The following is a 21,011-nucleotide window of genomic DNA, read 5'->3' as shown; positions in this document are numbered from 1 at the left end:
TCATGCCCACCTCCTCCCGGGCATGGCCGTTTTTTTGCATCTGGCGCATGGCAAAACCGGGCAGTATCAGCTGCGGTCATGACATATGAAATCTTCTTGGCCCTTGTCGGCTTTGCCTTTGCCAGTTCGATCACGCCGGGGCCGAACAACCTGATGCTGCTGGCGTCGGGCGCCAATTACGGGCTGCGCCGGACGGTGCCCCATATGCTTGGCATCTCGCTGGGGCATGCGTTCATGGTGGTCATGGTCGGCATCGTATTATTGCAGATTTTCGTCACCTATCCGGTGCTGAACATCGTGCTCAATGTCGTCAGCGCCGCCTATATGCTGTGGCTGGCGTGGAAAATCGCCAATGCCGTCCCGCCCGAAGCGCAGGCCGCGACGGGAAAACCCTTTACCTTCATGCAGGCCGCAGCATTCCAATGGGTTAACCCAAAGGCATGGTTCATGGCGATCACCGCGATCAGCGCCTATGCCCCGCAGGATCGGGGCATTTTGGTGGGGTCATTGATCGTGGCGGCGGTGTTTGCGGCAACCAACCTGCCATCGGTGTCGGTTTGGGCATGGATGGGTGTGCAACTGCGCCGCTGGCTGGGCACGGCGGGGCGGTTGCGGGTGTTCAACGTGACAATGGCAGTGTTGTTGGTGGGGTCGCTCTGGCCGATGTTGGCGGGGTGAAGCTTTCAATAGCCTGAACTGACGGCTCCATCAAGTCCAACACATTGACCATACTAAATAGCGGTCCGCGAAAAACTTCTTTATCATCTCCCGCCTCTCGCCATACTTTTTCTTCTTCATCCCAAGTAAGGTTCAGATCGACCACAACCTGAGGCCCCCGAACTTTTGCACCCGTAAAATACCAAAGCCAGCCGTCAACATTTTCAACACGTGTCTTTCCACTGTCAGTTGCGAGTTCGCTACCTTTGCTTCTGACTGCATGCTTCGTCGCGTTCGATAGAGCGCGGACTACTTTGAACTGCCAAGCGTCAGGTGACTTGCACAGGTCATTTTTAAAATTCAATTCAACCACACTTCGATGTTTTTGAGATAAAGTAGGCGAGTCCACCTTTGACCATGCAAAATGCGAAGCATAAGAATCGACCGCCCAGACGGCAGCATATGCGTTAAACAAACGATTGGGATGGTCGGAAAATGCTTGTATGGCGGGTTCAAGAATTTCGTTTTTAAAACAAGACAGATCTAGCATGCAGTGATCCTAAAACGGCACATCATCCGCCGCGTCGGCGCTGATGATAAACCGTGCCACGACATGTTTTTCGCCGGCCTTATCGAATGCAATCAGAAGTTTGTCGCCTTCGATCCCCAGAACAGCGCCATAGCCGAATTTCTGGTGGAACACGCGGTCATCCACGCAGAAGGCTGAAACGGCGGTCGCATCAATCGTCATGTTGCGCGCCTCGGATGGCATCGACATACCGCGCTGCGCGCTGCGGGTCTGCAACCGCCGCCAACCGGGTGAATTGTAGACATCCGCATCATGCGCCTTTTGGTGCAGATTCGACGCCACTGCCCCTGCAATCGCCGGCGATGCACTGGCCGCCATGCCCGCCGCGCCATAGCCGCCGCCATACAGACCGGGGGGCGTCAGCACCTCCACGTGGTCCTCGGGCAATTCGTCGATGAACCGTGACGGCATCTGTGACTGCCACTGCCCGTAAACACGCCGGTTGGCGGCGAATGATATGCTGCACAACGCCTCTGCCCGCGTGATCCCGACATAGGCAAGGCGCCGTTCTTCTTCCAACCCTTTCAGCCCGCTTTCGTCCATGGACCGTTGGCTGGGGAACAACCCGTCCTCCCATCCCGGCAGGAAGACGGCGGGAAATTCCAGCCCCTTGGCGGCGTGCAGGGTCATGATGGAGACTTTTTCACCCTGCTCTTCGGTTTCGTTGTCCATGATCAGGCTGACATGTTCGAGGAACCCTTGCAGGTTATCGAAATTCTCCAGCGCCTTGACCAGTTCCTTAAGGTTTTCCAGCCGCCCCGGCGCCTCTGGCGTCTTGTCATTCTGCCAAAAGCCGGTGTAGCCGGACTCGTCCAGGATCATTTCGGCCAGTTCCACATGGGTATCCGCCTCTGCGCGGATCTGCGCGTGCCAGCGGTCGAGCGCATCGACCAGAATCGTCAGTTCCTTCAACCCCTTACCACCCAGCAGTTTACCCTGACAGACCAGACGCGCGCCTTCCACCAGTGACACGCCGTTGGATCGCGCCGTGCGCTGAATGGTCTGCACCGCCTTGTCGCCAAGGCCGCGTTTGGGGGTATTGACGATGCGTTCGAACGCCAGATCGTCGGCGGGGGACACGGCCAGCCGGAAATAGGCCATGGCATCGCGAATTTCCATGCGTTCATAAAACCGTGGCCCGCCGATGACGCGATACGGCAGGCCAATGGTCAAAAACCGATCCTCGAACGCGCGCATCTGGTGCGACGCGCGCACAAGGATCGCCATGGAATCAAGGCCCAGCGGTGCCATGCCGCGCGTGCCGCGCCGCATTGCCTCAATCTCCTCGCCGATCCAGCGGGCTTCTTCCTCACCGTCCCAATGGCCGATCAGGCGGACCTTTTCACCCTCTTTAACCGAGGTAAACAATTCCTTGCCCAGCCGCCCCTTGTTGGCGGCAATCACGCCCGATGCGGCGGCAAGGATATGCGGAGTCGAACGGTAGTTTTCCTCCAGCCGCACCACATGGGCGCCGGGGAAATCCTTTTCGAACCGCAGGATATTGCCCACCTCGGCCCCGCGCCAGCCATAGATCGACTGGTCGTCGTCGCCTACGCAACAGATGTTCTTGTGTGACGCGGCCAGCAGACGCAGCCAAAGGTATTGGGCCACGTTGGTATCCTGATATTCGTCCACAAGAATATAGCGGAACCAGCGTTGGTATTGCCGCAAGATATCGTCGTGGTTTTGAAAGATCGTGACGACGTGCAACAGGATATCGCCGAAATCAACGGCGTTCAGTTCCAACAGGCGGCGCTGATAGCCGGCGTAAAGCGCCACGCCCTTGCCATCAAACGCGCTGCTGTCGGCAACGGGCACCTTGTCAGGGGTCAGCGCACGGTTTTTCCAGCCATCAATGATGCCCGACAGCATCCGCGCGGGCCAGCGTTTATGGTCGATTCCGGCAGCCTCGATCAGTTGTTTCATCAGGCGGATCTGGTCGTCGGTGTCCAGAATGGTAAAGTTGGATTTCAGCCCCACCAGTTCCGCATGCCGCCGCAGCAGCTTAGCGCTGATCGCATGGAAGGTGCCCATCCATTTCATTGGGGTCTGTATGTCAAATGGCTCGTTCTCGAGCCGATTTCGCATCTCCTTGGCGGCCTTGTTGGTGAACGTTACCGCCAAGATTTCGTCAGACCGTGCGCTTCCGGTAAGAACTAGATGAGCCACACGACTCATCAGCGCCTTGGTCTTGCCGGTGCCCGCGCCCGCCAGCATCAATACCGGCCCCTGCAACGTCTCGACCGCCTCGCGCTGGGCGGGATTCAGCCCGTCAAGATAGGGCATTGCAGGCCGCGCCATTGCGCGTTGGCTTAACGGCACGGCGGCCTCGAATGCATCTTCATCGGAAAAACTGGTCATGGCGTTGAGCATAGCGCCAATGACACGCAGAGAAAACCCTTGTTCTATTTCTGTTCCCCATCTTCTTTTGTTTTCAAATACCTTCGCCGAAGGCATCCTGCCACTTGCCAAAACCGCATCCATCGCAATAGCGTGCGCGCCATGACATTGCACACCCGCTACCCCGCCATCGCCGATCTGAAACGCCGCGCCCGCCGGCGGATACCGCATTTCGTCTGGGAATATCTTGACAGCGCCACCGGGGTCGAGGCGACGCAGGCGCGCAACCGCACCGAACTGGACAAGGTGCTGCTGCAACCGTCCATCCTGCACGGCGAATTCACGCCGGATCTGTCCACGACATTTCTGGGCCAGACATATCCGCTGCCGGTCGGGATTGCGCCAGTCGGCATGTCGGGGCTGATCTGGCCGGGGGCAGAACAGATGCTGGCGCGCACAGCGGCGCGCGAAAACGTCCCCTACACCCTGTCCACCGTCGCCAGCCAACTGCCCGAGGATGTTGGGCCATTGGCTGGCAAACACGCGTGGTTCCAGCTTTACCCCCCACGCGACCCCGAAATTCGCAAGGATATCCTGAACCGCGCGCGCGCATCCGGTTTCACCACGCTGGTGCTGACAGTCGATGTGCCGGTTGCCTCGCGCCGCGAACGCCAGACACGCGGCGGGCTGACCAACCCGCCGAAACTGACGCCACGGCTGGCCTTGCAGGCGGCACAATGCCCGGCTTGGCTGAACGGTATCCGCAAGACAGGCATGCCGCGCCTGCGCCTGATGGAAAGCTATTCGGATATCAAGACCGCCCTGCCCTCGAACCAGCATATCGGCTATCTTTTGCGCACCTCACCCGACTGGGATTACCTGACATGGCTGCGCGATCACTGGGACGGGCCGCTGATCGTCAAGGGGGTGGGCAACCCCGATGACGCGCCGCGTCTGGCCGCCGCCGGGGTCGATGCGATCTGGGTCAGTAACCATGCCGGGCGTCAATTTGACGGCGGGCCTGCGTCAATCGAAGTGCTGCCGCAGATGCGCGCCGCCACCAATCTGCCGCTGATCTTTGACAGCGGGATCGCAGGCGGGCTTGATGTGTTGCGCGCGCTGGCGCTGGGGGCGGATTTCGTGATGCTGGGCCGCGCGTTTCATTACGGGCTGGCCGCCTTGGGTGAACCCGGTGCGGCGCATGTGCTGGATATCCTGCGCGCCGATATGATCAGCAACATGGGACAGATCGGCGCGCGCGATCTGAAAAATCTTCCCGGAACACTTCGTTAGCGCTAACATTAATTCACGCAAAGGTATGGACATCTGCACGCCCCTGCCTAAAAATGCTGCAACCGCGAAAAGATAGCCAAAGGAACACCCATGGCCGACTTCAAGAAAATCCTCATTGCCAACCGTGGCGAAATCGCGATCCGCATCATGCGGGCCGCCAACGAGATGGGCAAGAAAACCGTCGCGGTCTTTGCAGAAGAGGACAAACTGGGCCTGCACCGTTTCAAGGCAGATGAGGCATACCGCATTGGCGAGGGTCTTGGCCCCGTCGCCGCCTATCTGAGCATCGATGAAATCATTCGCGTCGCCAAGATGTCGGGCGCGGATGCCATTCACCCCGGTTACGGCTTGTTGTCGGAAAACCCCGATTTCGTGGATGCCTGCACCGCCAATGGCATCACCTTTATCGGCCCCAAGGCCGCAACCATGCGCAGCCTTGGCGACAAGGCCAGCGCGCGCCGTGTCGCGATGGAAGCCGACGTGCCGGTGATTCCCGCGACCGAGGTGCTGGGCGATGACATGGATGCCATCCGCAAACAGGCCGCCGAGGTGGGCTATCCGCTGATGCTCAAGGCGTCATGGGGTGGCGGTGGCCGGGGGATGCGCCCGATTATGAACGAATCCGAGCTTGAGGAAAAAGTCCGCGAAGGCAGGCGGGAGGCAGAGGCGGCCTTCGGCAATGGCGAAGGTTACCTGGAAAAGATGATCATGCGCGCCCGCCATGTCGAGGTGCAGATTCTGGGCGACAGCCATGGCCATATCTATCACCTGTGGGAACGTGATTGTTCGGTCCAGCGCCGCAACCAAAAAGTGGTGGAACGCGCTCCTGCCCCCTATCTGTCGGGCACGCAGCGCGAACAGATCTGCAATCTGGGCAAGAAGCTCTGCGCGCATGTGAACTACGAATGCGCCGGCACCGTCGAATTTTTGATGGATATGGACAGCGGCGCGTTCTATTTCATCGAGGTGAACCCCCGCGTGCAGGTCGAACATACCGTGACCGAGGAAGTCACCGGCATCGACATCGTGCGCGCGCAGATCCTGATTGCCGAAGGCAAATCACTGGTCGAGGCGACAGGATGCGCATCGCAGTATGACGTGAAACTTGACGGTCACGCGCTGCAATGCCGCGTCACGACCGAAGACCCGCAAAACAATTTCATCCCCGATTACGGGCGCATCCAGATGTATCGGTCTGCCACCGGCCCGGGGATCCGGCTGGACGGCGGCACCGCCTATTCAGGGGCAGTGATCACGCGCTATTACGACAGCCTGCTGACCAAGGTCACGGCGCGCGCGCCGACGCCGGAAATGGCCATTGCCCGGATGGACCGCGCCCTGCGCGAATTCCGTATTCGCGGTGTCAGCACCAATATCGCCTTCGTCGAAAACCTGCTGAAGCATCCGACGTTTCTGAACAATGAATACCACACCAAATTCATCGACGAAACGCCAGAGCTGTTCAAATTCACCAAACGGCGCGACCGGGCCACGAAGATCCTGACCTATATCGCCGATATTACCGTCAACGGGCATCCTGAAACCGCAGGCCGTCCACTGCCGCCAGCTGATATCAAGAAACCGCGCCCGCCGGTGCGGCCAACCACCGACATCACCCCCGGCACCCGCCAGATCCTTGACCAGTTCGGGCCAGAGGCCGTGGCGGACTGGATGCGCGACCAGCCGCAACTGTTGATCACCGACACCACAATGCGCGACGGGCACCAGTCGCTGCTGGCCACGCGGATGCGGTCGATCGACATGATCAACGCTGCCCCCGCCTATGCCGCGAAGATGCACCAACTGTTCAGTGTGGAATGCTGGGGCGGGGCCACGTTTGACGTGTCTTACCGGTTCTTGCAGGAATGTCCGTGGCAGCGCCTGCGCGATATCCGTGCCGCGATGCCCAACATCATGACGCAAATGCTGCTGCGCGCATCCAACGGCGTGGGTTACACCAATTATCCCGACAACGTAGTGCAGGCGTTCGTGAAGCAGGCCGCCGATAGCGGCGTCGATGTGTTCCGCGTGTTCGATAGTCTCAACTGGGTTGAAAACATGCGCGTGGCGATGGATGCCGTGATTGCCGCCAATAAGGTCTGCGAAGGCACGATCTGCTATACCGGCGATATGCTGGACCCCGACCGGGCGAAATACGACCTGAAATATTATGTCGGCATGGCCAAGGAACTGGAAGCCGCAGGCGCACATGTGCTGGGCCTGAAAGACATGGCCGGGCTGCTGAAAGCCCCCGCCGCATCCGCCCTGTTCAAGGCATTGAAAGAGGAAACCGGCTTGCCGATCCATTTCCATACCCACGACACATCCGGCGCGGCGATTGCCACAGTGCTGGCGGCGGCTGATACCGGTGTGGATTGCGTCGATGCCGCGATGGATGCGCTTTCGGGCAACACATCGCAGCCCACGCTGGGGTCGATCGTATCGGCGTTGCGCGGCACCGACCGCGATACCGGACTTGATATCAAGGCGATCCGCGAGATCAGCAATTACTGGGAACAGGTCCGCAGCCACTATGCCGCCTTTGAAAGCGGCCTGCAGGCCCCCGCGTCAGAGGTTTACCTGCACGAAATGCCCGGCGGGCAATTTACCAACCTCAAGGCGCAGGCGCGGTCGCTGGGGCTGGAAGACCGCTGGCACGAAGTCGCGCAGACCTATGCCGATGTGAACGCGATGTTTGGCGATATCGTCAAGGTCACGCCATCGTCCAAAGTGGTGGGCGACATGGCGCTGATGATGGTCAGTCAGGGGCTGACACGGGCACAGGTCGAAGACCCCAGCGTTGATGTCGTATTTCCCGACAGTGTGGTGGACATGATGCGCGGCAGCCTGGGCCAACCCCCGGGCGGCTGGCCAATAGCGATCCAGAAAAAGATCCTCAAGGGCGAAAAACCGATCACTGAACGCCCCGGTAAATCCCTGCCCCCCGTAGATCTGGAACAGGTCCGCGAAGATCTGATCAAGCAGCTGGAGGGCAAAGCCGTCGATGATGAAGACCTGAACGGATACATGATGTATCCCAAGGTGTTTCTTGATTACATGGGTCGGCATCGCAAATACGGGCCGGTGCGCACCCTGCCCACGCGCACGTTCTTTTACGGCATGGAACCGGGCGAGGAAATTACCGCCGAAATCGACCCTGGCAAGACGCTGGAAATCCGCCTGCAAGCGGTGTCGGACATGAACGAGGATGGCGAGGTCAAGGTGTTCTTTGAACTTAACGGCCAACCCCGCACAATCCGCGTGATGAACCGGCTGGCGGCGGCCGACAAGGTGCAGCGCCCCAAGGCGGACGTGGCCAACCCCAACCATATCGGCGCGCCGATGCCGGGGGTTGTGGCCACCGTTTCCGTTGTGGTCGGCAAACACGTCAAGGCGGGCGACCTGCTGCTGACCATCGAGGCGATGAAGATGGAAACCGGCATTCACGCCGAACGCGACGCGTTGGTCAAGGCGGTGCAGGTGCAGGCCGGAAGCCAGATTGACGCCAAGGATTTGCTGATCGAGTTGGAATGATTGCACAAAGACCGCGCCACCCTTCTTATCTGGGGGGCCAACACGAAAATATGCACACCGATGTGTTTTTGGTCTTGCGGCGGACGCGAAGTGTTTATAAATCACGGCTCACGGAACGGATGCGGGCGTAGCTCAGGGGTAGAGCATAACCTTGCCAAGGTTAGGGTCGAGAGTTCGAATCTCTTCGCCCGCTCCAAATTTCCCTTACCCAGGGAACCGTAAAACAATAAGAGATGACTAAAATTCGCCGCGATTGGTGGTTTTCACATTTCAAAATGTGCAGATCCTGCGCCGCAAACATACAGCGACCGGCCGGGAAAATATTTTCCCCGCCGATCCCAATTCAGTGTTGAACAATGCCAGCCGCGCAGCGGCTGCGCGCGCAACGCATCAATGTGCGAGAAACACCGCCACATCTGTCTGTTCGACCATGCTTCGCGTTGTGCCGCCAAAGACAGCCTGGCGGACCCGTGTGTGCCCATAGGCCCCCATGACAATCAGGTCAGCCCCCACACCCGAGGCCCTGTCGCGGATCGCGGCGCCGAGTTCTTCACCAGCGGAATCATATTGCCGGACCGTTACGGCGCATCCGTGATGGCTCAGCCACTTGGCCAGATCCGCACCGGGTTCTTCACCTGCTGCGGTTTCCTTTTTCACCGCATCAAAGGTGCCGATTGTCACCTGCTTGGCGGCCTTCAGCATCGGCAACGCCTCGCGTACTGCACGCGCGGCAGGTTTACTTGTGTTCCAAGCCAGGAAAACATGCGCAGGTTGTAACGGTGCTGCCGTCTTGTGCGGGTTCAGCACGATACCTGTGGGCGATTTGAACAAAACCCCATACAACAGGTTGCGAAAGGCATCGTCATATTCGCGCAGATCATTGTGAATGATTGCCACATCGCACAGCATCGCGCGTGGTGCGACGATATCATCCAGACCGGCGGGAAATGTGCTGATGATCCCGGCTTCGCCCGATATGCCCTCTTTTTCAAAAAACGCGTTGGTTTTCTGTCGGCATTCATCCAGTTCGCGCGAAAGGATTTCACGCTCTTCGATCCACTTGTGAGGAATTTCGACAGCCCCGTAAGGCATGCCACCATAGGCATAGGCGGGGATGGGGTCGGTCGGGCCAATATGCAGCACAGAAATATGCGCGTCTTGTGTGCGGGCCATATCGGCCAGATACGACAGTTCGGCCGTTGTCCCCTTTGGACCTTGCAGGACAAGGATTGTTTGTTTTTGCATGACCGGCTCCTTTGCAGTGGCTGCTGGTAATCCCTATCGGAGTGCTGCGAAAATGAAATTGAGATGGATCAATCCACAACCGCGGCGGTCCGTTATGTTTGGTTCCAGAAAGTGCAAGGTTTTGTGATGGTGCAAGAAGATTTTTATAAAACCTTGGGTGTTGCTCGCGATGCCAGCAGCGATGATATCAAGCGCGCCTATCGCAAGCTGGCCCGCAAATACCATCCAGACGTCAACACCGGTGCCGATACCGCCGCACGGTTTCAGGCCATCGGTCACGCCCATGACGTGCTGCGCGACCCCGAAAAACGGGCCGCCTATGATAAATTCGGCCCCGAGTGGGAGACATTGAAGCAGCAACAGCAGCAGGAACAAACCCGCTGGACTGGCGGATATGGCTTTGCCCCAGAAGACATGAGCCAAGCCGATGCAGGTATTTTCGAAGATTATTTTTCTGCCTTCAGGCAAGATCCGTTCGGCAGGCGCGCATCTACCCGCCCCATGGACCAGCACGCGCGCATCGACATCGCACTGGAAGATATCTTTACCGGGGCAACAAAAACATTTGGATTGCAGGTGCCTGATCTGGATGATCAAGGCAGGGTCGTCTGGCGTGATCAACGGATCGCCGTTAATATCCCCAAAGGGATCGCCGCAGGCCAGCATTTGCGCCTGAAAGGCAAGGGCGGCCAAGGGGCCGACCTGATCCTAGAGGTGGCACTTGCCCCGCATCCGACATTTCGCGTGGATGGCAGGGATATTTCCGTCGCCCTGCCCGTCACCCCATGGGAGGCAGCCTTGGGCGCAAAGGTAGGCATGCCGACACCCGGTGGGAAAGTGCAGATCACGGTCCCACCAAATGCACGCAGCGGACAGCGGCTACGGCTGAAAGGGCGCGGATTGCCCGGACCGCACGCCGGCGATCTTTATGCAGAACTTCAGATCATCAATCCGCCCGTCAACACCGCAGAAGCCCGGGCATTTTACGAACGCATGGCCAAGGAACTGAATTTTGATCCCCGCAAAGATCAAGGAGGAGGGCAATGAGACTTGCCGATCATGACCAAATCGAAATCATTGAAACACTGACATTGGGCGAATTGAGCCACTTTTGCCACGTGCGAACTGACTGGGTTGTTTCGCTGGTGGATTACGGTGTGCTTGACCCTTTGGGGGGCCACGCATCCGATTGGCGATTTACGCCACCCAACGTGTTACGTGCGCGCAAGGCACGGCGTTTGACACATGATCTGGGCCTGAATCTTGCCGGTGTCGCGCTGGTGCTTGACCTGATCGAGGAACGCGACGCGCTGGCACGCAAGCTGGCGCAGCTTCCGCATTGATCAAGCGGGCGAAGTGATTTGAACCTTGCGCGGTGCGGCTTGCGTGCCGCCGGTCTTGGGCACGGTCAAACACAGCACTCCGTTTTCAAAAACAGCATCAACCGGATCATCGCCCGGAATGAAACCCAGTGGGATAACCCGGCGGAAGGGTCCGTGCCGACGTTCGGCAAGGTGATAAAGCGCCTGATCGTCCGAACGATCATCCCGCTTGTGCCCCTCCAGCACCAGATGATCGCCTTCAAGGGTGATCGAAATATCATCTCTGGCCACGCCCGGCATCTCGGCGATGATGGCGACGGCGGATTCATTTTCGGTCATGTCGATTGCCGGCACCAACTGGCCCGATGCCCCCAGACGCAACGACACATCATGCAGCGCGGGGTTGAAACGCAAGCGATCGATCAGGCGCTCTATCTCTTCTTGCACGGTATCCAACAAAGGGTGCGGGCTGTTTGGTTTAGGGGACAACGGCAGTTTCATCGGTGCTTCCTTTCAATGATAAAACGCTGCAACTGCCATAGCGCCCGCACCCGCCAAAGGATTGATACGGCTCAATCCGGTGACGCCGCTTTCCGGTAAAAAGACTTCAATTGAACAAACCGAGGTGCAAAATGTGCAGTCTGGGCAAACTGATCGCTTTATCAGCGATACTGCTAACCACACAGGCTGCCGCCGATAGCGTCACCACGGCGCATGGCGGCGATCTTTTTACCACCGGTTCGACCATCAGCCAAACCTATGATGCCGGGCGCGATGTTTTTGCCGCCGGCGAGGTGATTGCCATCAGTGGCCGGTCAGCGGGCGATATCCATGTGGCCGGTATGGATGTGACCGTCACAACCAGCACCGATACCGATCTATATGCCGCAGGCGCCACGGTGACGATCGGTGCCGATGTGGCGCAAGATCTGTCGGCCATGGGTTATAGCGTGCGATTGTTGCCCGATTCCACCGTCGGCGGGAATGCGCGGCTGCTGGGGCGCGCGATTGTCATTGATGGCCCGATTGCAGGCGCTTTGATCGCGGCCGGAGGCGAGGTGGTTTTGAACAGCGTTGTGCAAGGTGATGTGCGTATCATGACCGAAAGGATGCGTTTTGGACCAGATGCCCGGATACTGGGGCAACTGACCTATCGTGCCCGCGCAAAGATCGACATTCCCGATCGGGTGATCCCGGCGGATCGTGTGCGGTTTGAACGCTGGACCAGAGGCCCAATGTGGGACGATATCCACCGGACATGGCAACAGATGGACATGCCCCTGTTGCCAGGTTTCCTGACGGTTTTTGCGGCCTTTGTCATTACGCTGGCGTTTTTCGTGCTGACTGGCAGCATTTTTCTGACATTTGCCCCGCAGCCCGTCGCACAGATGCGGCATGACATCGCAAAAAGACCCGGAAGATTGTTTTTGCTGGGTATTCTGGGGTTGTCCGTCCTGTTCGGGCTGGTGCCGATTACAGCCCTGACGATCATTGGCATCCCCTTTATCCCCTTTGCCATCCTGCTGATCATTGGCGCATGGACACTTGGGTATGTATTAGCCGCCTATGCCGTCGCCATGCGTGTTGTGGGGCTCGCGGGCGGGCCGGCTGATCCTTCGCTTTTGTTCCGGCTGCTGGTCCTGGCCTTGGCCGTCTGCATCGTGACGTTGCTGAACTTTATCCCCTTTGTCGGCTGGATCATCAACTATACTCTCGTGTTGCTGGGTATTGGGGCAATGACTGCCGCGCTGTTCAACCACCTGATCGGAAATCCCGGCGATGCGCTCACTGTCGATATGACATCAACGTAACCTGAATAACAGACTGGAGCCTGAGCATGACCCGCACTGTCCATGTATTTGATCGCACTGTCCACGAGGCCCATGACTGGGTCAACGAACTCACCGGTCGTCTGGGGTGGTCCAGCGAACGCGACGCGCTGCGTTTATTGCGCACCGTCCTTTGCAAAATCCGCGACCATCTGCCGGTCAACGAAATGGCACAATTTTCCGCGCAATTGCCAATCATGCTGCGCGGCATGTTTTTCGAAGGCTGGCAGCCCAAGAAAACCCCCGTGCAGGAACGTCATGCTAAAGATTTTATCGCAGCAATCGAAGAACAGGTTGGCGATGTGCTGGACTATCGTGGCGCGATGGATATCACAGCTACATTCACTGTCATCAACGCCCGCATTTCCCGAGGCGAGGTTGAAGACGTGCGCGCCAACCTTCCCCAGGAATTGCGGGATTTGTGGCCAGAGCCTTAATCCCTACCCTCGGCCTCTTTTATCAAGGCCTCTGGCTTGAGGATAACGACCGTATGCACCCGGTCCAATGCGATGATGTTCAATTTGCGCAGCCGGGTCAGCGTGCGACACACGGTCTCTGTTGTCATGCCCAGAAAATCCGCAATGTCTGACCTGCTCATTGGCAGGTCGAACTGGGTGAACTGGCCAAGCGGCATCCCTACCCTTTCTTGAAGTGTCAGCAAGAACGACGCGACCCGCTCAGCCGCCGATTTACGGCCCAACATCAAAAAATGGTCCTGCATTGCACTGATTTCATGCAAGGCAGCCTGCAGCAGCTTGGTGTGCAGGGCTGAATTGCCGGCCGGGCTTTCCAATGCGCTGCGGCTATGCACGATCACAGTCGTCGAAAGCAGCGCGTCGCAGTCGGTGTGATATTCGTCATCGCTGTGAAAGCCGACAACATCGCCGGGATAACCAAAGGCAATCACCTGACGGCGCCCGTCCGCCATCACACGGGTCAGACGCAGCACACCTTTGACAACTTCATATATATTTCGTGCTGTCTGGCCTTCGTGGAAAAGATGCTTGCCCGCACAAATATGGTGCAGATGGTGCTGCTGAACCGGACGTGCGCGCAATGGCAATAAAAAGTTTTCAATTTGTTCGTTTGGCCGCGTGACATACATGCCGTTTGCCCCCTAGGTTAGTATATTAACAGCCTGAACCCGCATTGTCCGCGTAATATTATTGCCAGCGTAATGGATTGTATCAAATTGTAATGTGACTTGTGTATTCGCATATAGATGGCTCAGTTTATGCGAACTGAGCATGGTTTTAACGACAGATAATTGGGGGCCAACATGTCAGACAAGACGATCCTGATCGTCGATGATGATCCTAAGGTTCGAAAAACACTGCGAATGACCCTCCAAACAGATGGATATATTGTCGTAGAAGCCGACGATACGGCATCCACGCTTGCCGCCATAAGTGCCCATAAGATTGACCTTGTTACCCTTGATTTACAATTACAGGTTGACGACGGTTTCGATATTGCCCGGCAAATACGGTCTTTTTCGCAGGTGCCGATCATCATGCTGACAGGAAAAGGTGACGTGATCGACCGTGTTGTCGGGCTTGAACTGGGCGCGGATGACTACATCATCAAACCGTTCCATCTGCGTGAAGTGCTGGCGCGCGTGAAATCTGTTTTACGGCGCGGGCGCGACGCACCGTCAACCGATCAACAAGGCGCACCGCCTACGGAAATGCTGTGGTTTGACGGCATGCAGGCCCGGCTGGAACAGTACGAACTGATCGGGCGTGACGGCAATCTGGTTGATCTGACCAGCGGTGATTTCAAATTGCTGCGGGTGTTTCTTGAACATCGCAAAAGGGCCTTGTCGCGCGAAACGCTGATGGATCTGATTGGTGGGAACAACTGGGCACCACTGGACCGCACCATCGACAATCAGGTCGCCCGTCTGCGCAAAAAAATTGAACGCGACCCCGCCCTGCCCCGCCTGATCAAAACAGTGCGCGGCATCGGCTATGCCTTTGCTGGCGACGTGCAGACACATTCAGACAAGAAGCCGAACACATCCACGTGACCCGAAACCGGCGCGGTCACCTTGCCTGATGCGGCCGTGCCCCGACTGTCTGGACAAGGGTCAGATATCGCATCAAATCGGCCAAGGTGATGACTCCTTGCAGTTTACGGCCTTTGACCACAAGAAACTTGCGCCGGCCCGTCTGCGAAAGCCTGCGCAAGACGCTTTCAGCGGGATCATCCGGGCTGACGGTATTTTCTGGGCTGATTTCGACATAGACATCACCAACCAGCGTGTCGGCCCAGTTTTCCGGTTCAATGCTGCGCAAGACATCAAGGTCAATATACCCCAGCAACACATCACGATCGACCACCGGCACAAAGCTGATGCGCCGCCGCAAGATGTAGTGATCCACCAGCGTCGCAAGGGTTTCATCAGGCAAGACCGTCACCGGCGCAGGCGTCATGACATCGCGCGCTGTCCTGTGTTCCAGCAGCTTGTGCAGGCGCATGTTTTCATATGCCCCTCGCCCAGAGGCAAGTATGAAAAATCCGATGATCACGATCCATAAACTGCCAAGTTGCCCGGTCAGCGCAACATTCATCAGCCCAAGGCCGATCAGCATATAGGCCAGCACGCTGCCTGCACTGGTTGCGCGGGCTGTCGCCTCCAGTTGATCGCCGGTGCGTTGCCAGACAATCGCCCGCATCACCCGCCCCCCATCCATGGGAAAGGCTGGCAACAAGTTGAAAATGGCCAGAATGGCATTTGCCCAGGCCACGTAGGAAAACAGCGCCGTGACCAGCTCTGGCATACCCAGCAGTTCGGACAGTAACCGCGCGATCCAGAATATAACCGCCAGGGCAAAGCTCATCGCGGGGCCAGCCAACGCGATCCAGAATTCGGCGCCCGGCGTCTGGGGTTCGTTTTTCAGTTCTGCAACGCCACCAAAGATGAACAGCGTGATCCCTTTGATTTCAACACCGCAGCGGTGGGCCACCAACGAATGGGATAATTCGTGCAGGATCAGCGACCCGAACAGCGCCAGCATCGAAAGCACAGACAGCACCAGAATCTGCAACGAAGTCGCCTGTGTCAGGGTTTGCGGAAAATATCCCGTTGCAAGGCTCCAGACGACGAGCAGCGCAATAAAGAACCAACTCAGGTCGAGCTTGATATCATAACCAAACAAGGTGAATATAGTGAATGATCGGCTGAACATGGCAGTTTCCGTTATTTCCCTATTTTACATATGACATCGCTGCATTGGCGGTATTGACCTTTATCAGCCACAATAGCATCAGCCCTGCGATCTTTGTCACCGATCCTGACGGATTTGATCAACATCAAGACCGGTTTCTGTTATAAACGGGTATAGACGAAAAAACCGACGCAACAATAAAGGGCAATAGCATGGTGAAATCTTCAAAAGAGACCACAAAGGCTGACCCAGCAGACCCCCTTCAGACCGCGCTTCATCAATTACAAGAGTCCGGGCTTGGTTCATTGACGTGGATGGGCACCGCATGGACCGAAGCCATGGCACAAATGGGCAGCGAAATGATCAGCTTTATGGCCGATCGCATTCAGGAAGATGTCAAAGCGCAGCACGAGATCCTGCAATGCAAGACACTGGCCGAACTACAAGCCGCGCAGGCTGCGTTTCTGGAACGGGCATATGTGCAATACACGGTTGAAACCGGAAAACTGATCAAGATGGGCACCGAAATCTTTCCGCCGTTGCCGACCGAAACCAAGGCGACCCCGCTTTAACGCGTTAGCGCGCTGCGCAAGACGATACGCTGGCCCGCCGTCAGCGCATCATTGGGATGCACGACCACGGCGTCGCCGGCGACCAGCCCATCAAGCACCTGCGCAAACTGGCTGTTGCGCCGCCCAAGCGTGATCGTGCGTTCCGTCACCACATTGTCGATGGCCAGGAAGACGGTCCATGCATCCGCACGTTTGAAAACCGCGCTCAGCGGAACCTGAAGTGCGTCTTTTTCTTCCCATTCCACGATCCGCAGAAATACCCCGAACCCATCGCCTAACGTCAGGCGATCCTGTGGCGGCGATGTGATGTCAAAATAGGCATCCACACGTTGCTCTGCGATGCCCAGCGCGGAAACCTTGGTTTGTGCCGCTGGCGCAATCCGGGTCAGCGTGGCGTGCAACAAACCGTCCCCGCCCCAGCGTTCCACGCGCGCGACAGCCCCCGGTGCGACGCGCACGGCGTCACTGGACAAAAGATCGGCGACAATTTCCAGATTTGCAGGATCACCGATGCGCAGCAAGGGGGCACCCGTGGTGACCGGCCGTTCGCTCGGGCTGGTGACAGACAGCACCACACCATCCGCCGGTGCCATGATCTGCATGCAGCAGGTCTGTTGGGTGCCTGCGAATGTGCCAGGATCTTGCACCAAGGTGCGCATCCGCACCAGTGTGCTTTGCGCCATGTCAATACGCGCCTGTGCGGCCTGAACCGATGCGTTGGCCACGGCCAACCGCTGGGCGGCATCCTCTAGCCGTGTAAAGGATGCAACACCGCGTTCCACCAGCGTTGTGGCCCGCTCGTATTGGGTCTGCGCCAAGGTTTGATCATCGCGAGCTTTGTCCAGATCGGTTTCAGCCACATGCAATGCGGCTTCTGCCTCTTGCACGCTGGCTTCGGCCTGAAGCATGCTGCGGCTGTCCAGCAACCCCGGCGTTGCCGGCATCACCGACGCGACCAGCGTTTCCCCCGCCACCACGCGGTCTCCTACCGCGACGGGCATCCGCAGGGCCATGCCTGTAATCGGGCTGGCCACATCATAGATGTCGCGGATGCGCGTCACCCCATCGGCATTGATCGTGATCTGCATCGGACCACGTGTCACGACGTGCACATCCACAGGGACAGGATCAGGCCGGAAGGCCACAAAGATCAACCCTGCCATCATGGCCGTGCCCAACCCGATCAGGACAAGTGTTCGTGGTTTCCAGCGCATTGTTATTCCCTTACTTTCATCACAGCGACAAGGCTTTGCTTGTCCAGACGCCGCCGCACGATCATGACGGAGACAAAGGCGGCTGTCAGCACAACAAGGCTGGCTTGCGCAAAGATTGCAGGGCGCAGCACCAGCGGAATATTGTAAAGATCGCTGGAAAATCCATTTACCATGGTCTGCGCGATCAGTGCGCCAATCAGCCAGCCCAAAGGTTGCGCCAAAACCGCCAACAACATCGTTTCCCCGATCAGAATGTAGGACACCTCGCCTCTTGTGAAGCCAAGGATGCGCAGGCTGGCCAGTTCGCGCGCCCGTTCCGACAGTTGGATGCGCGCGCCATTATAGGCCACACCGATGGTGATAAGCATGGAAATCACGATATAGACGGTGTTCATCACGACGACATTTTCACCGATGGTTTCGGTAAAGGTGCGGCGTGAATCCGACATCATGACGATACTGACCAGTTTCGGGATGTCTTTCAAACGCGTGTGCAGTTCCGGGACCGCGCTGTCATCCAGCGACACGTTGACCATGGATATGCGCGGCGACTGGCGCAGCAGGGCATTGACATCGGCAAGGTCCATATAGGCGCCCATGCCAAAGAACTGTTCCACCACACCGGTCAGCGTGACGGTCAGCGTTTCCTTTCGGCCACCCAGAAATTCAACCGCGACCGGATCCCCGACCGACAGGCGCAACTGTTCCGCCAGACGGTCAGACAGCACGATCCCACCCGGAGGCGCATTGATCTGCGCACCACTTTTGTCGATGACGCGGCTTAGGTCCACATTCGGGCGACGGGCCTCGATGGCGGCACGTTTTTCGTGCGGACCATTGCGCAGGATTGCGGGCAGATATTGCTGGCCTTCGGCCTGTAGAACAGCGGGCAAGCGGGCAACGGTTTCAATCACGCTTTCGGGCATGTCATGGGCAAAGACCAGCATCGCATCCTGCCGGTTGGTTTCATAAAATGCGCTGTCCACGATTTTATCCAGCGCATCATTCATGAACGATGGCGCCACCACCGTCGCCACCGCCAGCGCCAGGCCCAGCATCGTCATTGTGCTGCGCACGGGCCAGCGGAAAAAACTGCGCAGGATCATGATCGTCTGTTGGCGCAAATGGAGCGCCGCCATCGTCCGGTCGATGATTGACCGTTTGAATTGCGGCGGTGCGGGTGGTTGCATCGCAATAGCGGGTGCCAGCCGCGCCGCGCGCAACGCTGCCTGGGTCGCACCCAATGTCGTGGTTAACAGCGCCGCGATCCCCGACACCCCGTAAACCCATAGTGATGCGCCAAAAATCAGGAACGGAAAGGCAAAATAAATCGCATATTGTTGCGCCAGCCAACGCGCGATCAAACTGCCTGCCCCCCAACCAACAATCAGCCCCACCACAGCGATCAGCGCCGCCAACATCAAATAGTGAAGGCAAATTTCGGCGTTGGAATAGCCGATTGCCTTGAGAAGGCCGATCTGGCTGCGTTCCAGCGCAATGATCCGCCCCATCACCATGCTGACCAGAAACGCCGAAATGCCAAAAAAGATCGGCGGCAGCACCGATGCCATGGTGCGCAACTGTTTGATTTCGGCGTCGATAAATGAATCCGATTGATGCAGGCTGCGATCATGCGCCCCCAACCCCCCGTAAGCATCAAGCACCGTATCCACCCGGTCAATCACCGTAGCGGGCAATGCGGTCGCCGTCAGTTTCAGCGAAAGGTCATTAAAGGCCCCCGTCATGTCAAAGGCAGCCGCCACCGCCCGCTCGGACATCCACAAAATTCCATAGGTCGCATTGTCGGGCATGATCGCACCGGGGCCGATCGTATAGATGAACTCGGGCGACAAGGCGGTCCCTGTGATCATTAACGCCCTTTTCTGCCCACCGAGATTGGCAAGAAACGTATCGCCCGGCACAAAACCGTTGGAATCGGCAAAATGTTCGTTGACCATCACCTCATCGGTGGCATTGGGCGTGGGAAACCGACCCGATCGCAGGATCGGCACATTCAATTGCGGTGCGCCATCGGTCGGCAACGACAATATCCGGCCTGTCACGCTTTCGGTGACGTTTGGCAAATCCAGCACCGCATCGCCGACAATGCGCGCCTCGACCGCCCAGACACCATCAATTGCCGCGATTTCCGCCAAAAGCGTTTCTGGGGCGCGGCGCAGGTTGACAAAGACATCCGCAAACCGGTTGCGTTCATAGTAGCTGGCGCGCGTATCCGACAGCGCCTTATACATGCCCAAAGCTGCCAGCAAGATCGCGACACCACAGGCCAGCACCAGCGCAATCGCCAGCGCCTGTTTCCACAAGCGCCCGAAGTCGCGCAGCAATTTACGGTCAAGCGCCTGCATCACCAGACAATCTGCGATGGGGTAAGGCGGGTTTCGTTGACTTTGACATCGCTGATCTTGCCATCCTGAAACTGGATCACGCGGTGCGCCATTTTCTGGATATCCGCGTTATGGGTGATGATCACCGTCGTCGTGCCAAAGCGCGCGTTGATATCTTCCAGCACCTCAAGCACCTGCACCCCGGTGGTGCTGTCCAGCGCGCCGGTGGGTTCATCGCACAGCAGGATTTCGGGGCGTTTCGCAATCGCGCGCGCAATCGCCACACGCTGCTGTTCGCCCCCCGACATCTCGGACGGGAAATGGTCCATGCGCTTGTCCAACCCGACCAGCGAAAGCGCCTCTTCGGCGGGCATCGGGTCAAGGGAAACATCCGTGACCAGCTCCACATTTTCCCGCGCAGTCAGGCTGGGCACAAGGTTATAGAATTGAAACACAAATCCGACGTGATCGCGCCGATATCGAGTCAACCCACGGTCGGACATATGCGTCAGTTCGGTATCGCGAAACCAGACGCGGCCCTCGGTCGCGTGATCCAACCCGCCCAGAATATTCAGCAAGGTCGATTTGCCACTGCCCGAAGGCCCCAGCAAGACAGTCAGTTCGCCTGCGTAAAGCTCCAGATCGACCCCGGCCAAGGCGAAAACCTTGACAGCTCCGGTCTGATACACCTTGGTCACACCAAGGGTTTTAAAGACGACCTCTGCCAATGATGGACCCTTTTGCTTTTCGCCACTTCATCCTGCACCCCCCCGCCCATACCACATTGAGACAGATCAATGACCTGTCATGATGCTGTGATAGCGTGAAAAAAGGCTTGAAAATGGTAAAGTTGCCGATCAAACCTATAGCCGACAGGAGATTATGATGACCGTAAATGTAG

18 protein-coding genes and 1 tRNA gene are annotated in these 21,011 nt (G+C 57.7%); 10 read left to right on the top strand and 9 right to left on the bottom strand.

Annotated features, from left to right (window positions below; genetic code table 11):
• Positions 1 to 78 precede the first annotated feature (78 nt).
• Entirely contained in the window at positions 79 to 678 is a 600-nt protein-coding gene (locus IBX59_RS10385) for a LysE family translocator (protein WP_296375198.1), read from the top strand.
• Here the strand turns inward: IBX59_RS10385 and IBX59_RS10380 are convergent.
• Positions 620 to 1,207 (bottom strand): hypothetical protein, encoded by a 588-nt coding sequence (locus IBX59_RS10380; RefSeq protein ID WP_296375196.1) that lies wholly within the window; start codon positions 1,205 to 1,207, stop codon positions 620 to 622. The genes IBX59_RS10385 and IBX59_RS10380 overlap by 59 nt on opposite strands.
• Positions 1,208 to 1,216: 9 nt before the next feature.
• Complete coding sequence (locus tag IBX59_RS10375; RefSeq protein ID WP_296375194.1) at positions 1,217 to 3,607, bottom strand: ATP-dependent helicase; 2,391 nt, start codon at positions 3,605 to 3,607, stop codon at positions 1,217 to 1,219.
• Between the two features lie 141 nt (positions 3,608 to 3,748).
• On the opposite strand from IBX59_RS10375, the gene IBX59_RS10370 reads away from it, so the two are divergent.
• The 3 genes from IBX59_RS10370 to IBX59_RS10360 all read left to right on the top strand — a co-directional run bounded on the left by IBX59_RS10370 (position 3,749) and on the right by IBX59_RS10360 (position 8,609).
• Positions 3,749 to 4,879 carry an alpha-hydroxy acid oxidase gene (locus tag IBX59_RS10370; RefSeq protein WP_296375192.1) on the top strand — a complete coding sequence of 377 codons (1,131 nt, stop codon included), beginning with the start codon at positions 3,749 to 3,751 and terminating at the stop codon, positions 4,877 to 4,879.
• Positions 4,880 to 4,969: 90 nt separating this feature from the next.
• Positions 4,970 to 8,413, top strand: coding sequence for a pyruvate carboxylase (locus IBX59_RS10365; protein ID WP_296375190.1), 3,444 nt, complete (start codon positions 4,970 to 4,972; stop codon positions 8,411 to 8,413).
• Between the two features lie 121 nt (positions 8,414 to 8,534).
• Positions 8,535 to 8,609 (top strand) — tRNA-Gly (locus tag IBX59_RS10360).
• Positions 8,610 to 8,803: 194 nt separating this feature from the next.
• Here IBX59_RS10360 and IBX59_RS10355 read toward each other — a convergent pair.
• Positions 8,804 to 9,658, bottom strand: a complete 855-nt coding sequence (locus IBX59_RS10355; RefSeq protein WP_296375188.1) for a universal stress protein — start codon at positions 9,656 to 9,658, stop codon at positions 8,804 to 8,806.
• 63 nt (positions 9,659 to 9,721) lie between these two features.
• Between IBX59_RS10355 and IBX59_RS10350 the strand changes: the two genes are divergently transcribed.
• Both IBX59_RS10350 and IBX59_RS10345 read left to right on the top strand, forming a co-directional pair.
• Positions 9,722 to 10,705: a DnaJ C-terminal domain-containing protein gene (locus IBX59_RS10350; RefSeq protein ID WP_296375186.1), complete on the top strand. Its 984-nt coding sequence runs from the start codon at positions 9,722 to 9,724 to the stop codon at positions 10,703 to 10,705.
• The gene (locus IBX59_RS10345; RefSeq protein ID WP_296375184.1) at positions 10,702 to 11,001 is read left to right on the top strand and encodes a chaperone modulator CbpM; all 300 of its coding nucleotides are present in this window, start codon (positions 10,702 to 10,704) and stop codon (positions 10,999 to 11,001) included. The genes IBX59_RS10350 and IBX59_RS10345 overlap by 4 nt, the downstream gene beginning before the upstream one ends.
• Here IBX59_RS10345 and IBX59_RS10340 read toward each other — a convergent pair whose 3' ends face one another.
• A complete protein-coding gene (locus tag IBX59_RS10340) occupies positions 11,002 to 11,481 on the bottom strand; it encodes an Hsp20/alpha crystallin family protein (protein ID WP_296375182.1) in 480 nt (159 codons plus the stop codon).
• 131 nt (positions 11,482 to 11,612) lie between these two features.
• Between IBX59_RS10340 and IBX59_RS10335 the strand changes: the two genes are divergently transcribed.
• Positions 11,613 to 12,791 carry a hypothetical protein gene (locus IBX59_RS10335; protein WP_296375180.1) on the top strand — a complete coding sequence of 393 codons (1,179 nt, stop codon included), beginning with the start codon at positions 11,613 to 11,615 and terminating at the stop codon, positions 12,789 to 12,791.
• Between the two features lie 26 nt (positions 12,792 to 12,817).
• Positions 12,818 to 13,246, top strand: coding sequence for a DUF2267 domain-containing protein (locus tag IBX59_RS10330; RefSeq protein WP_296375178.1), 429 nt, complete (start codon positions 12,818 to 12,820; stop codon positions 13,244 to 13,246).
• On the opposite strand, the gene IBX59_RS10325 is transcribed toward IBX59_RS10330, so the two are convergent.
• Positions 13,243 to 13,914: a helix-turn-helix domain-containing protein gene (locus IBX59_RS10325; protein WP_296375176.1), complete on the bottom strand. Its 672-nt coding sequence runs from the start codon at positions 13,912 to 13,914 to the stop codon at positions 13,243 to 13,245. The genes IBX59_RS10330 and IBX59_RS10325 overlap by 4 nt on opposite strands.
• A gap of 174 nt (positions 13,915 to 14,088) precedes the next feature.
• Here IBX59_RS10325 and IBX59_RS10320 point away from each other — a divergent pair, with 174 nt between their 5' ends.
• Positions 14,089 to 14,838, top strand: coding sequence for a response regulator (locus IBX59_RS10320; protein WP_296375175.1), 750 nt, complete (start codon positions 14,089 to 14,091; stop codon positions 14,836 to 14,838).
• 16 nt (positions 14,839 to 14,854) lie between these two features.
• Here the strand turns inward: IBX59_RS10320 and IBX59_RS10315 are convergent, their stop codons facing one another.
• Positions 14,855 to 16,000, bottom strand: a complete 1,146-nt coding sequence (locus IBX59_RS10315; RefSeq protein ID WP_296375173.1) for a site-2 protease family protein — start codon at positions 15,998 to 16,000, stop codon at positions 14,855 to 14,857.
• Between the two features lie 191 nt (positions 16,001 to 16,191).
• Here IBX59_RS10315 and IBX59_RS10310 point away from each other — a divergent pair, with 191 nt between their 5' ends.
• The gene (locus IBX59_RS10310) at positions 16,192 to 16,551 is read left to right on the top strand and encodes a phasin family protein (RefSeq protein ID WP_296375171.1); all 360 of its coding nucleotides are present in this window, start codon (positions 16,192 to 16,194) and stop codon (positions 16,549 to 16,551) included.
• On the opposite strand, the gene IBX59_RS10305 is transcribed toward IBX59_RS10310, so the two are convergent.
• From IBX59_RS10305 to IBX59_RS10295, 3 genes are read right to left on the bottom strand one after another with little or no spacing between them, the layout of a single operon-like run.
• Positions 16,548 to 17,765, bottom strand: a complete 1,218-nt coding sequence (locus tag IBX59_RS10305; RefSeq protein ID WP_296375170.1) for an HlyD family efflux transporter periplasmic adaptor subunit — start codon at positions 17,763 to 17,765, stop codon at positions 16,548 to 16,550. The two genes, IBX59_RS10310 and IBX59_RS10305, sit on opposite strands and share 4 nt — an antisense overlap.
• Before the next feature lie 2 nt (positions 17,766 to 17,767).
• The gene (locus IBX59_RS10300; protein ID WP_296375237.1) at positions 17,768 to 20,131 is read right to left on the bottom strand and encodes an FtsX-like permease family protein; all 2,364 of its coding nucleotides are present in this window, start codon (positions 20,129 to 20,131) and stop codon (positions 17,768 to 17,770) included.
• On the bottom strand, positions 20,131 to 20,838 hold the full coding sequence (locus IBX59_RS10295) for an ABC transporter ATP-binding protein (protein WP_296375168.1): 708 nt from the start codon (positions 20,836 to 20,838) through the stop codon (positions 20,131 to 20,133). The genes IBX59_RS10300 and IBX59_RS10295 overlap by 1 nt, the downstream gene beginning before the upstream one ends.
• Positions 20,839 to 21,011 lie beyond the last annotated feature (173 nt).

Source organism: Yoonia sp., from assembly GCF_014859355.1.
Lineage (GTDB): Bacteria > Pseudomonadota > Alphaproteobacteria > Rhodobacterales > Rhodobacteraceae > Yoonia.
This window is presented reverse-complemented; position numbering and strand designations above follow the sequence as displayed.